11 protein-coding genes are annotated in these 12,265 nt (G+C 72.8%); 6 read left to right on the forward strand and 5 right to left on the reverse strand.

The genetic code is table 11. The features are described from left to right. Nucleotides 1-39 precede the first annotated feature (39 nt). The 3 genes from DVA86_RS29255 (at nucleotide 40) to DVA86_RS29265 (ending at nucleotide 2,608) form a co-directional block, all read left to right on the forward strand. On the forward strand, nucleotides 40-603 hold the full coding sequence (locus tag DVA86_RS29255; RefSeq protein ID WP_208882818.1) for a YceI family protein: 564 nt from the start codon (nucleotides 40-42) through the stop codon (nucleotides 601-603). A gap of 205 nt (nucleotides 604-808) precedes the next feature. Then, a complete protein-coding gene (locus DVA86_RS29260) occupies nucleotides 809-1,369 on the forward strand; it encodes a DinB family protein (protein WP_245997775.1) in 561 nt (186 codons plus the stop codon). Nucleotides 1,370-1,483: 114 nt separating this feature from the next. Continuing rightward, nucleotides 1,484-2,608, forward strand: a complete 1,125-nt coding sequence (locus tag DVA86_RS29265) for a winged helix DNA-binding domain-containing protein (protein WP_208882820.1) — start codon at nucleotides 1,484-1,486, stop codon at nucleotides 2,606-2,608. Between the two features lie 30 nt (nucleotides 2,609-2,638). Here DVA86_RS29265 and DVA86_RS29270 read toward each other — a convergent pair whose 3' ends face one another. The 4 genes from DVA86_RS29270 to DVA86_RS29285 all read right to left on the reverse strand — a co-directional run bounded on the left by DVA86_RS29270 (nucleotide 2,639) and on the right by DVA86_RS29285 (nucleotide 9,214). Next, on the reverse strand, nucleotides 2,639-3,322 hold the full coding sequence (locus DVA86_RS29270; protein ID WP_208882822.1) for an HAD family hydrolase: 684 nt from the start codon (nucleotides 3,320-3,322) through the stop codon (nucleotides 2,639-2,641). 182 nt (nucleotides 3,323-3,504) lie between these two features. Then, nucleotides 3,505-5,313, reverse strand: coding sequence for a coagulation factor 5/8 type domain-containing protein (locus DVA86_RS29275; protein ID WP_208882824.1), 1,809 nt, complete (start codon nucleotides 5,311-5,313; stop codon nucleotides 3,505-3,507). 482 nt (nucleotides 5,314-5,795) lie between these two features. Continuing rightward, on the reverse strand, nucleotides 5,796-7,253 hold the full coding sequence (locus DVA86_RS29280; protein WP_222623381.1) for a Glu/Leu/Phe/Val dehydrogenase dimerization domain-containing protein: 1,458 nt from the start codon (nucleotides 7,251-7,253) through the stop codon (nucleotides 5,796-5,798). Between the two features lie 1,229 nt (nucleotides 7,254-8,482). Next, the gene (locus DVA86_RS29285; RefSeq protein WP_208882826.1) at nucleotides 8,483-9,214 is read right to left on the reverse strand and encodes a DUF7873 family protein; all 732 of its coding nucleotides are present in this window, start codon (nucleotides 9,212-9,214) and stop codon (nucleotides 8,483-8,485) included. A 120-nt stretch (nucleotides 9,215-9,334) separates the two neighbouring features. Here DVA86_RS29285 and DVA86_RS29290 point away from each other — a divergent pair, with 120 nt between their 5' ends. Continuing rightward, nucleotides 9,335-10,228, forward strand: a complete 894-nt coding sequence (locus DVA86_RS29290; RefSeq protein ID WP_208882828.1) for a bifunctional helix-turn-helix transcriptional regulator/GNAT family N-acetyltransferase — start codon at nucleotides 9,335-9,337, stop codon at nucleotides 10,226-10,228. A gap of 56 nt (nucleotides 10,229-10,284) precedes the next feature. On the opposite strand, the gene DVA86_RS29295 is transcribed toward DVA86_RS29290, so the two are convergent. Beyond that, nucleotides 10,285-10,935, reverse strand: a complete 651-nt coding sequence (locus tag DVA86_RS29295; RefSeq protein ID WP_208882830.1) for a helix-turn-helix domain-containing protein — start codon at nucleotides 10,933-10,935, stop codon at nucleotides 10,285-10,287. A 107-nt stretch (nucleotides 10,936-11,042) separates the two neighbouring features. On the opposite strand from DVA86_RS29295, the gene DVA86_RS29300 reads away from it, so the two are divergent. Both DVA86_RS29300 and DVA86_RS29305 read left to right on the forward strand, forming a co-directional pair. Beyond that, nucleotides 11,043-11,669: an SAM-dependent methyltransferase gene (locus DVA86_RS29300; protein ID WP_208882832.1), complete on the forward strand. Its 627-nt coding sequence runs from the start codon at nucleotides 11,043-11,045 to the stop codon at nucleotides 11,667-11,669. A 38-nt stretch (nucleotides 11,670-11,707) separates the two neighbouring features. Continuing rightward, nucleotides 11,708-12,202 (forward strand): DinB family protein, encoded by a 495-nt coding sequence (locus tag DVA86_RS29305; protein WP_208882834.1) that lies wholly within the window; start codon nucleotides 11,708-11,710, stop codon nucleotides 12,200-12,202. Nucleotides 12,203-12,265: the final 63 nt, after the last annotated feature.

Here is a 12,265-nt window from a genome sequence, read left to right on the forward strand (position 1 = left end):
CACGCACCTCCGGCCCGCCACCACCGATCGGAGACAGACATGACCTCCCCCGCCAGCCAGGACATCCCCGGATACGCCGTCGGGACCTGGGACATCGACCCGATGCACTCCGAAGTCTCGTTCACCGTGCGGCACTTGATGGTCAGCAAGGTGCGCGGCCGGTTCGGCCGCTTCCAGGGCACCGTCGAGACGCGCGAGAACGTGGCCGACTCCGAGGTCGCCGTCACGGTCGACGCGGCGTCGGTCGACACCGGTGAGCCGCAGCGCGACGAGCACGTACGCTCCGCCGACTTCTTCGACGTGGAGAACCACCCGGAATGGAGCTTCCGGTCCACGGGCCTGCGCGCCGGCGGCGACGCGTACCAGCTCGACGGCGACCTGACGATCAAGGGCACCACTCGTCCCGTGACGTTCGCGCTGGAGGTCAACGGCTTCGGCCCGGACGGGATGGGCGGCCACCGCGCGGGGTTCTCCGCCTCGACGACCGTCGACCGCAACGACTTCGGCGTCGACATCAGGATGCCGCTGGACGGCGGCGGCGTGGTGCTCAGCGACAAGGTGCAGGTCAACCTGGAGATCGCCGCCGCGCTGCGGCAGCCCTGACCGGCCGGCGCGGATCGTACGCCGGTCCTCGCCGTCGGCACTCCGGCGATGTCCGCGGGGGAAGCGGACATCCTCTGTCCGCTTCCCTTGCGATCGTCTTCCCGTGAACGACAGCGAGAACGACCGGAAGGACCCGATCACCGTGTCACCCGCCACCGCACCCTCCGCCCAGCCTTCCACCCACCCCGCCGCCCCGCACGCCTCCCTGCCCGCCGGTGACGGCGCCGAGCGCGCCGACCTGCTCGCCGAGCTCGCCGCCGCGCGGGCCGCCCTGGTCACCACGGCGCGCGGACTCAGCGACGAGCGGGCAGGCGAGCAGCCGACCGTCAGCGCACTGTGCGTGGGCGGGCTGGTCAAGCACGTCACTGCCGTCGAGGAAGGCTGGCTGCGCTTCGCGGCCGAGGGCCCGTCGGCACTGAACTTCGACCTTCCGCCCGGCGTCACCTGGGACGACCTCGCGAAGGGCACCGCGCGGGAGTACCCGCAGTGGGCGATCGACCACCAGAACAACTTCCGGATGCTGCCCGGCGAGACCCTCTCCCAGGTACTCGCGCGGTACGAGCAAGTGGTGGCCCGCAGCGAGGAGATCATCGCGTCCCTGCCCGACCTGTCCGCGGCGCACCCGCTGCCCGAGGCACCCTGGCACGAGCCGGGAGCGGTGCGGAGCGTACGCCGGGTACTGATGCATGTGATCGCCGAGACGGCCCAGCACGCGGGGCACGCGGACATCCTCCGCGAGACGCTCGACGGCCAGACGTCCACCTGAGCGCGGCCGGGGCGAGCCGGTCCGGACCCCGCGGGGTCCGGACCGGCTCGCCCCGGCCGCCCCTGCCCTCTGCCCCTGCCCCCTCCCGCACGGAACCGAAGGGAACGGCTCCACGTGACCCCGCACGACCCGGAGCGGACCGGCGTCCTCAGCGCCCGGGCGCTCAACCGCGCGACGCTCGCCCGCCAACTGCTGCTGGAACGCGCCGATCTGCCCGCCCTCGACGCCGTCGCGCACCTGTGCGGCCTGCAGGCACAGGAGCCGCAGGAGCCGTACGTCGGTCTCTGGTCGCGGCTACGCGCGTTCCGCCCGGAGCAGCTGTCGGACCTGCTGACGGAGGGGCACGCCGTACGGACCCACCTCATGCGCCGCACCGTCCATCTCGTCACCGCCGACGACCTGCTGGCCTGGCGCGCCCGGCACGACGCCATGCTGCGCCAGCGGGTGCTGGGGACTTACCGCCGCGAGCTCGACGGGACGGACCTCGGCGAACTCGCCGCCGCGGCCCGCACGGTGCTGGCCGACGGCGAGCCGCGCACGATGGGCGAGCTCGCGCGGGCGCTCGCCGGGCGCTGGCCGGCGCCGGGGCAGCGGGCCCTGGGCGAGATGGCCCTCGGAGCCCTCGTCCCCGTGGTGCAGTTGCCGCCGCGCGGGCTGTGGCGTACGAAGGCGGGCGCGCGCTACGCCCCGGTCGCCTCCTGGCTGGGCCGCGAGGTCGACCCCCCGCCGCGGGACGGTTCCGACCCGGCGGGCCAGGCGCTCGTACGGCGCTATCTCGCCGCGTACGGGCCCGCCGCCAGCGCCGATCTGCGCGCCTGGTGCGGGCTCGCGGGGCTGCCGGCGGCGGTGTCGGCACTGCGCGGCGAGCTGGTCGTCTTCCGTGACGAGCGCGGCCGTGAACTCCTGGACCTGCCGGACGCGCCCCGCCCCGATCCGGACACGCCCGCGCCGGTGCGCTTCCTGCCGGCGTTCGACAACGCGATCCTCGGCTACCACGACCGGCGCCGCATCATCGACGACGGCCACCGCGGCCTGTCGGTCGCGGGCGAACGCGTCGTCCTGGTCGACGGCCGGGTCGCCGCGACGTGGACGGAGGAGTCGGGCACGGTGGCGGTCACCCCGCTGGCCCGCTTCTCCCGTGCCGACCGCGCCGCCGTCGCCGAAGAGGGGCACGCGGTCGCGTCGTTCCTCTCGGACGGCGACAGCGACCGCGTACGGGTCGCCGCGTCTCCCCGCTGAGCCCGCACCGCGTACGGGCCGGAGGCGCGCTCAGGGCCGCCGGGGCGCGGAGCCGGGCGCGTCGAGCAGCGGGGCGAGGGCGTGGCGCAGGTCGTCGAGGTGCTGGTAATGAAGGCCGGTCATGCCGGCCTCGCGGGCCGCGACGACGTTGGCCTCGGTGTCGTCGACGAACAGGCAGCGGGCGGCCGGAGCACCGAGGCGTTCGGCGGCGATGCGGTAGACCCGCGGGTCGGGTTTGGCGACGCCGATGCGGGAGGTGTTGACGACGGCGTCGGTCAGCCCGTCGAGCCCCTGCCGGGCCAGGTCCTGCTCCAGCCGGGTGGTGGCGTTGGACACGAGCGCGACGGAGGCGACGCCGCGCAACCGGCCGAGCAGGGCGACCACCTCCTGGTCGACCGCCGGCACGAACTCCGACCAGGCCGCGACCACCGCGCGGGCCCGGCCCGCCGAGCCGTAGCGGTCGGCGAGGTCGGCGGCGACCGCCACCCGCCACTGCTCGTCGGTGACCTCCCCGGTGATGGCGGGATGCAGCCGGGCGGGCGCGAAGGCGGCGGCGGCGAGGGCGCCGACGGGCAGCCCGTTCGCCTGCTCGACGGCGTCGGCGGGCGGCCAGTGCCGGAGCACGCCGTCGATGTCGCAGAGAACGGCGTCGTACGGCAGGACGTCGTACGGCACGGGGTTACGGGGAGCGGAGTCACGGGGAACGGGCGGCATGTCAGGCACTCCTCGGCTTCGGTCGTTCGCGGCGGCCCCCGGCTCGGCCGGCGGGCGCGACTGGAGGTGGAGAGCCTGCCGGGTCGGCGGCCCCGGACGCGCAGGCGCCCCCGACGGGCTCAACGAGCCTGCCGGGGGCGCGGGTTCCGCCTTGGGGCCCTGATCGGGTCCGGTCCCGGAGGTCAGGGGTACGAGACGACCGTGGACGGGATGGTGTCGGTGCCCGAGGTCGGGTCGCCGATGTCGTTGATGACGTGGGCGTACTGGCCCTCGCCGCCGAGGGAGACGACGAGGAGGTTGTGGAACTTCACGTTCGGCGTGTTCGGTGCGGCGAACCCGTGCTCCTGGATGATCGTCGGGTCCACGTTGTAGTAGCAGTAGTTGCCCAGGCCCCAGCCCTCGTGCTCGGTGACCGAGTCGTCGACCTTGTAGGCCGCGTAGCCCCTGATGTCGCCGTTCTGGATGGCCTCCTGGTTGGGCGCGTCGTATGCCTTCTCGCTCTGGAAGAAGATCGTGCGGCCGCGCTCGCCCTTCCACTGCACGTCGTACTTGTTGAAGTGCTCCACGAACAGCCCGGTGGCGAGCACGTCGTCGCCGTTGACGACGACGCCGTAGTCGCACCGGTTGGTGTCCCAGCCCACGCCGTCGCCGTGGTCGGCGCGCCAGACCCAGGTGTGGTCGACGATCGTGTGGCGGCTGTTGACCACCATGCTGGTGGTGGCCTTGCCGGGGCCTGCGCCGCCGATGCGGATGAACACGTCCTGCAGCGAGATGGGGTTGCCGGAGTGGTCCGCGGAGGCGCCCTCGGGGCCCACCTCCAGCAGCGTCTCGGAGTTCTCCGTGCCCGCGTCGATGAGGATGCCGGCCAGCCGGACGCCGTCCACGTCGGCGACCTTCATCGCGGTCACGCCGTTGTCCGGGATGATCGTGGGGTAGCCGATGCCGAGGACCACGGTGCCCTCGCGCTTGATCTCGATGGGCTGGTCGACGTGGTAGACGCCGGGTGTGAACAGCAGGTTCAGGCCCTGTTCCAGTGCCTCGTTGATGGTGGCCGCCGTGGCGTCGCCCTTGACGACGTAGAACTCGTCGAGTGACCGCGACTCGCCCTTCGGCGTGCCGCTGCCCCAGGTGGTGCCCTTCGCGTCGGTGCGCAGCGCCGGCAGGAACACCTTGTACGCGTCCCCGTCCAGATACAGGAACGGCTTCTCGCGGGACAGCGGCGTGGTGTCCAGGGTGGTGTACGGCGGGTCGGGGAAGCCCTGCGCGGGGGCGCCGTCGACACCGGAGAACACCATGTTCCACACGCCGTTGAGCCAGCCGCCGACGGCGCTGTCGCGGATGTACCACTGCTGCTGCGAGTACGGCTGGACCTCGCCGTCGATCCGGCTGTCGGCGATGTAGCCGCCGCTGGCCCAGCCGTAGCCGTCCGGGGCCAGGTTGAGGTTGCCCTTGACGTGCATCCGGCGGAACGGCGCTGCCTGCGAGACGGCGAACCGGTTGGTGCCGTTGACGGGGGTGAGCGCCAGGTTCTCCGCCGAACGCCAGAAGTTCTGCGTGGCGTTGCCGTCGAACCAGCCCGCGTCGACCGTGACGTCACCGTTGATCTGCGTGTCGTCCGGTGACAGGCCGAGGCCCATGATGGAGGTGTAGAAGCCCAGTTGGGCGTTGAGGCCGTCGTACGTGCCCGGCTTGAACAGCAGCGCGTAGCGGCCGCCGCCGAACTGCGCGGACTCCTGCTCCTTGAAGATCTCGTCCAGCTTCCCCTGGATGCCGGGGGTGGACGGATCGAAGACGATCACGTTCGGGCCGAGGTCACCGCCGCCGGGCACGTCGGCCTTGACGCCGGACCTGCCGGGAGCGGCGGTCGCCTGGGAGTGGGCGAGCATGCCGCCCACGGGAACGGCCACGGCCGCGGCGGTCGCGGTGGCCAGGACACGGCGGCGCGAGGGTGTGCCTCCGCCGTCGGAGGCGCCGGTGGGGGGTACGCGCATGGGAACTCTCCTGATTCGTCAGCACGTTGTGGGGTCCCGCCCCGAGGAAGAGGCGAGTGGTGCGGCTCAGTGGGGATTCAAGGAGTGAACGGTGATCGCACGAAGAGAGCGCTCTCATACGCGTTGGATAGTTTCGTTGATAAGAACGTGAAGTCAAGAGTGTGCACACGGCAGGCAGCCAACTCGGCCCGTACGTAACGGTTTGCGCACCTCTCACGGGTGCGGTGGCGAGACACGGGGCGGCACGCGGCGGCGCGTTGGCTCGTCGCACCGGAACGGCCGAGTTCAGGAGATGTCGAAAGGGCGGGCGCGGGGCCGCCGTTGCGCACGGCACACGGGTGCCGTACGCCACATGCGCGCGTACATCTCGCCGGTCCGCACCGCACACCGGTCCGCACCGCACACCGGTCCGGGCCCGGAGCGCTCGGCTCCGGGCCCGGACAGGGGCAGGTCGGTCGGGTGCGGCTGCGGGTGCGGCCCGGTCAGGGGCGGCGCCCGGCGTCGCCCTCGGCGGGGCCCGGCCAGTAGGCCGCACTGTACGCGGGCAGGGTGTCGGCCGTCTGCCGCCCGGCCGGGGCCGGGCCGTCCAGCACCTCGGCCAGGTCCGGGTCGGCGGCGCTCGACGGGCACGCGGGCTGCGGCTGCGCCGCCGGGCCGTCCGCGGGCGCCGGGTCCGCCACGGCCACGGGCACCGCGGGCGCCCGGCCCGGCCCGCCGTCCTCGCGGCGGTCCTGCTGCTCCTGCTGCGTGCCGGAGTACAGGTCGCGGAAGGCCACCACCGAACCGAACTCCCCCGCCAGCCGCCGCGCGTTGTCCCGCGCGAAGCGGACCGCCGCGTCCCGCGTCGAGACGCCGCCCGCGTCGGCCTCGGCCATCAGGCGGCGCACCAGCGGCCGCATCTGGGCCGACAGCCGTCCGCACGCGCCGCTGGGGCTGACCACCTCGCCGAGGATGACCCACCAGGCGCCGGCCGCGGCACCGGTGTTCGCCACGAAGTCGGGGATGACGGTGACGCCGCGGGCCAGCAGCGCCCGCTCCGCCTCTGCGGTCGTGGGCACGTTGGCCGCCTCCACGACGAGCCCGGCGCGGATGCGGTCGCAGTTGTCCGGGGTGATCGCGTACGAGACGGCGGCGGGCACCAGGACGTCCACTTCCTGGCCGAGCCAGGTGTCCCCCGGCTCCTCCGCGTCGTCCTCGCGGAGCACTGAGCGGTCGATGACGCCGGCCTCGTCCCGGGCGGCGAGCAGGCTCTCGACGTCGAGACCGCGCGAGGTGTTGACGATGAGGCCGCGGGAGTCGGTGATTCCGACGATCCGGACGCCGGCACGGGCCAGATAGAGCGCCGTGGAGCCGCCCATCGCGCCGAATCCCTGCACGGCCGCCCGGGCGTTCGCAGCAGGAATGCCGCGGTGCTCGAGGGCGGCGAGTGCCGCTTCCGCGACGCCGAAGCCGCCGACGAGTTCCGAGAGCTTCAGGCCGTCCGTGTGCGTGTCGAATGCCTGCCGGATGCGGGCGCGCACCTCGGTCTCGTCGCCGGCGCGGAGCACGGCGGCGTGGAAGGAGGTGTCGCCGAGGCCGACCCGTTCGAATGTCGCGTCGAGCTGTTCCTGCCGCGTGCCGAGATCACCCGCGGTCACCCAGAAACGCTCGAGCAACGGCCGTACGGCGCGCACGAACCGCTCGCGCACCTCTTCGGCGCGGGGGTCGGCGGGGTCGAAGTCGATTCCGCCCTTGGCGCCGCCGACATGAATGCCGAAGGCGGCCATCTTGAGTGTCATCTCGCGGGCGAGTTCGTTCACCTCGCCGAGCGTGCAGCCCGGGCGCATGCGCATGCCGCCGGTGGCGATGCCCGTGACCAGCTGGTCGATGACGACGAACCCTCGGGCGGAGGTCTGATCGTCGTCCCAGGTAACCTGGAGAAAGGGCTTATGGCTCGGCACCTGCGTTGGCGTGGAGACGGCTGTGTGCGTCACTTGGTACTCACCCTTTCCAGTCAGATGGACATCGGTTCACGCGTACACGCTGAATTGCAGGACCCTGAATTCAGGCGCGCTCGGGCATCCCGGCAGCCGGGTTCCGGGCAGGCCGGAATCCGGTGGTGTCGGGAATTACCCGTGAATGCAGAGCGGTTCCCCGCCGGCGGTAGCTTCTCCGGTGCTTGGACGGCCGACGGGGATTATGGACGACATGGCATTGCACCCCTGGGCGCGCGCACGGCGCGCCTGACGGGCGGCACAACAAACTCTCCGAATACGCAGGGAACGCAATGGATTTGCGTTGTACGTAGCGCCCACTGTGAGGTCGGGATTCACCCCTTGTCAAGCGGTGTCTGAGGGCAGGCTGCGCCAGCTGGACGCGCCCCCTGACGGGCTTATCGATCGCAAACTGAAACTCTTTTGCGCGGCCCCGCGCCCGCCCTCGTCGGCGGCCGGAAACCCGCAGCTCAGCACGGCTTTCTGGCACCGGGTGCAGCCCTCTCGGCGGCGCCCGCACACGCGGGGCGTTTGCCCGTCAGGCACGCCTTTCCGGTACGGCGTCACTCGCCCCGGTGAACGCGCCGCCCCGTACTCCCCCGCCGCCCGGCAGAACTGCCACGCGCCCGTACGGCTCCCCCGCGCTCCGGCCCGTACGCCCCCGGGGCCGGCACCCGTACCGGCGCGCGTACGAGCGCCCGTACAACCGCCCGTACAGGCACCGCGTCGCAGGGATCCGTACCGGCAGCAGGACATGGAGCGGGCCCGGGAGAGTGGCCATCCCCCGGGCCCTGGTGAGCCGCCCAGCTGCGCACGCCGTGACCTTGGAGGGCGCGGATCAGAGTGAAGTCGTCGTGCTCTTCCGTTGAGCTACCGCACACCGAGCTGTGCGGGCCGGATTCGAACCGGCACCCGACGACCGGGTCCGCGCCCGGCCGGTCCGGCGATCGGCGGCGAATGCTGATGCTGGAGCGAGAATCTGAGATTGAACGCGTGCCACGGGCGACTTCCGGCCGTGGGAGCCGGGGGCTACATTCCCGGCTTGGTCCCGCGGTCCCGGTGGTCCCCTCTCGTGACCGAGTGCTCGGAGGGGTGTCACTCCCCCAGGCAGCCGCGTGCATCACGATGAGCTTCAGTGTCAGCTTGCGCTCCTCGCGCACCCCGGAGGCGCGACGGCCACCGGGGATCCTGTGACGCTACCCGAACAGGTAGCCGAAGACCACGTCGCCCACCCGCTGGTCGGCGACCTCGACGCCGTTGGCCTCCTCGCGGGCGAACTTGACCGCCTGCTGCAACTTCTCGACCCGGTCGAGGAGTTCGTTGACGCGGCGGGCCGGGAGCGCGCCGGAGAACTTCACCGTCGTCCACTGGCCGACGGGGATGTCCTCGTAGTACACCTCGACCTGCGCCGGGTGCTGCTCTGTCGCCTCCGCTTTCACGTGGTTGCGGGGCACCTTCTTCGTACGGACGGTGCGCACCGCCTCCGTCTTCCAGGAGTCGGTCGACGGGTCGAGCGACCAGGACTCGGCGGCGTCCAGCACGGGCAGCTTCCGCACGAACGCGGCCAGCTCCGTGAGCTGCTTCTCGAGGAACAGCAGGTACGAGACGGGCACGTCCGTCAGCAGGGTGCGGCCGTCGACGGTGATGTCCGCGCGGGACTCGCGGTTCGCCCAGTCCTTGGTGGCGGTGACGTCGAACAGCCGGGTCAGGGACTCCGCCGTGTCGCGCAGGACGTCCTCCGCCTTCACCTGGACGCGGGTGGCCTCGGGCGGCAGCTCCTCGCCCTCCTCGTCTTTGGGCTGGTAGGTCCGCGCAATGCCGGCGAGCAGAGCGGGCTTGTCGAGCCGGCGCCGGACCGCGGTCAGGTCCTGCTGCACCTTGGACTTGACGCCCTTCTCCACTGCGATGATCTGATTGAGTTTCGGCACGGACGGCACCTTACCGGCCGTGCTCTCCGCGTTTCGAACGGGATTCCGCCGGCGGCGCTGAGCGCGTGTGTACGCCCCGCGGACTGGCCCCGCTCGCGATTCCCTGACTAGAGTCAGAGAATGGATCCGGCACAGATCGACCAGGTGCGGCGGTTCAACCGCACCGTCACCGAACGCGTGGGCGTGCTCCACGACCACTACCTGGGCCGCGGGCGGCCCGTCGGCGAGGCCCGGCTGCTGTGGGAGATCGACGGGCGCGGCCAGGACGTACGGCGGCTGCGCGAACGCCTCGGGCTCGACTCCGGTTACGTCAGCCGGCTGCTGCGCTCCCTGGAGGCCGACGGCCTGGTGACCGTGGAGCCGCTGCCCCGCGACCGGCGCGTGCGCACCGTACGGCTCACCGACGCGGGCCGTACGGAGCGCGCCCTGCTCGACCGGCGCAGCGACGAACTGGCCTGCTCCCTGCTGGAGCCGCTCAACACCGGTCAGCGCGCCCGGCTGACCACCGCCATGGCCGAGGTCGACCGGCTGCTGACCGCCGCGACGGTCACGCTGGACGCCGTGGACCCGGACCAGCCGGACGCCGAGCACTGCCTGCGGTCGTACTTCACCGAGCTGCAGGAGCGCTTCGACACCGGCTTCGACCCGGCCCGCAGCCTGCTGCCCGACGCGGGTGAACTCCGGCCTCCGCACGGCCTGTTCCTCGTCGCCCGGCTGCACGGCGAGCCCGTCGGCTGCGCCGGGCTGAAGCTGCCGGCCGGCGCACCGGCGGAGATCAAGCGCATGTGGGTCGCGCCCCACGCACGCGGCCTGGGCCTCGGCCGCCGGTTCCTCGCCGAGCTGGAGGCGCGCGCCGCCCGGCACGGCTGCGACGTGCTGCGCCTGGACACCAACAAGGCGCTCAGCGCGGCGATCGGGCTGTACCACGCGTACGGGTTCGAGGAGGTCGCCGCCTTCAACGACGAGCCGTACGCCCACCACTGGTTCGAGAAGCGGATCGGACGGTCCGGCTGAGGGGCACGGGCTGCGGGGCGGGAGGCGCGGGGCGGGGCGGGGCGCCTCGGTGGCCCTTACCGCGCCGTGCCTCCCGTACCTCCCCGCCCTTCGCCGGACTCCGGCGGACGCGCCCCGTCGCGCACATGCGCACGCACCCCTTGCAGGCCGAACAGGATGAGCAGCTCGACCGCCCCGCCGTCGGCGCTGCCCAGCCAGTGCGGCATGGACGTGTCGAACTCGGCGGCCTCTCCGGGCGGCAGCGTCATGTCGCGCTCCCCTACGACCAGCCGCAGCCGGCCGTTGAGCACGTACAGCCACTCGTGGCCCTCGTGCGTCTGCGGGGTCGGTTCGAGGGGTTCCGGCCGGGCCGGGATGATCATTTTGAACGCCTGTGTGCCGCCGGGCCGCCGGGACAGCGGCACGAAGACCATCCCGAAGCGCCGTATCGGCTTCAGGTGGATACGGGGGTCACCGGTGCGCGGGGCGCCGACGAGGTCGTCCAGCGGAACGTCGTAGGCGCGGGCGAGCGGCAGCAGCAGCTCCAGGGTCGCCCGGCGCTGCCCGCTCTCCAGCCGGGACAGGGTGCTCTCCGACACCCCGGTCGTCACCGCGAGGTCGGCGAGGGTGATGCCGCGCTCGCGCCGCAGGGCCCGCAGCCGCGGGCCCACAGCGCCGAGTACGTCCGCCGTGCCGCCGTCCGGTCCGCCGGCTGATCCGTTTTCCATGCCGCCAACTTGCCATAACCGCAAGATTTCTCGCCAGATCCGGCCCGTCCGGCGAGGCTGACCGCATCCCGACCGGCGCATGACCGGCCCCGACCGAAGGAGACCTGATGAGTACGACCGACGCGGTCACGTTCTGGGACGGCGTGTACGCCGCCCGCCCGGCAGCCGGCGAGCCGCGGCCCAACGCCCTCCTCGTCGAGGCGGTCACCGACCTGCCGCCCGGCGACGTGCTGGACCTCGGATGCGGCAACGGCGGCGACTCGCTGTGGCTGGCACGCCGCGGGTGGCGGGTCACCGCCGTCGACATCTCCGCCGTGGCGGCCGACCGGCTCACCGAGCGCGCCCGCGCGGCCGGTCTCGGCGACCGGATCACCGCCGTACGGCACGACCTGCACGAGTCGTTCCCGCCCGGCCGGTACGACCTGGTGTCCGCCCACTACCTCCACACCCCCTACGACCTGGACAGGACCGCCGTCCTGCGCGTGGCCGCGGAGCGGCTGCGCCCGGACGGGCGGCTGCTGGTCGTCGACCACGGCTCCACCGCGCCGTGGTCGTGGAACCAGGACCCCGACGTCCGGTACCCGAGCCCGCAGGAGGTCGCGGCGGGCATCGACCTGGACCCGGCGGTGTGGACGGTCGAGCGGGCCGAGGCCTCCCGCCGGATGGCGAACGGACCCGACGGGAGCACCGCCGAGGTCACCGACCACGTCCTGTGCGTACGCCGGGCCGCCTGAGCCCGGCGCGGACGCCCCCAGTGAAAGGCAGGACCGCCATGCCCACCGCATCCCGCCGCCGCGGCGACACCCCGCCGCCCCGTACCGGCGGCACCGAGGCCGAGACCCTGCGCGGGTTCCTCGACTACCTGCGGGCCTCGGTCGCCGCGAAGGCCGAGGGCGTACCCGAACCCCAGGTCCGTACGCCCGGGGTGCCGTCGGGCACGAACCTGCTCGGGCTGCTCAACCACCTCACGTACGTCGAACGCGCGACGTTCCTCGGCGAACAGGTCACCGACTGGAAGGCGACGTTCCAGGCCGGGCCGGAGGACAGCGCGGCCGAAGTCGTCGCCCGCTACCGGGAATCCGTCGAGCGTGCGAACAGCGTTCTCGACGGGTGCGCCGACCTCAGCGCACCCCTCCCGCGGGCGCGGCCTGGGCGGGCCGCGCCCAGCGTCCGCTGGGCGCTCACCCACATGATCGAGGAGACCGGCCGCCACGCGGGTCACGCGGACATCCTCCGCGAGCTGATCGACGGGGCGACGGGGCGCTGACCCCGCCTGGGTACGCGGGGGCGGCGCCCGCGCGCCCTTGTGCCCGGGCGCGCTTGTGCCCGA

This window comes from Streptomyces armeniacus, assembly GCF_003355155.1.
Classification (GTDB): Bacteria; Actinomycetota; Actinomycetes; order Streptomycetales; family Streptomycetaceae; genus Streptomyces; species Streptomyces armeniacus.

Excerpts from the sequence above, each read along its gene's own strand:
- DVA86_RS29270 (WP_208882822.1), bottom strand. The coding sequence starts at position 3,322 with ATGCCGCCCGTTCCCCGTGACTCCGCTCCCCGTAACCCCGTGCCGTAC.
- DVA86_RS29275 (WP_208882824.1), bottom strand. The coding sequence starts at position 5,313 with ATGCGCGTACCCCCCACCGGCGCCTCCGACGGCGGAGGCACACCCTCG.
- DVA86_RS29305 (WP_208882834.1), top strand. The coding sequence starts at position 11,708 with ATGCCCACCGCATCCCGCCGCCGCGGCGACACCCCGCCGCCCCGTACC.
- DVA86_RS29255 (WP_208882818.1), top strand. The coding sequence starts at position 40 with ATGACCTCCCCCGCCAGCCAGGACATCCCCGGATACGCCGTCGGGACC.
- DVA86_RS29290 (WP_208882828.1), top strand. The coding sequence starts at position 9,335 with ATGGATCCGGCACAGATCGACCAGGTGCGGCGGTTCAACCGCACCGTC.
- DVA86_RS29300 (WP_208882832.1), top strand. The coding sequence starts at position 11,043 with ATGAGTACGACCGACGCGGTCACGTTCTGGGACGGCGTGTACGCCGCC.
- DVA86_RS29295 (WP_208882830.1), bottom strand. The coding sequence starts at position 10,935 with ATGGAAAACGGATCAGCCGGCGGACCGGACGGCGGCACGGCGGACGTA.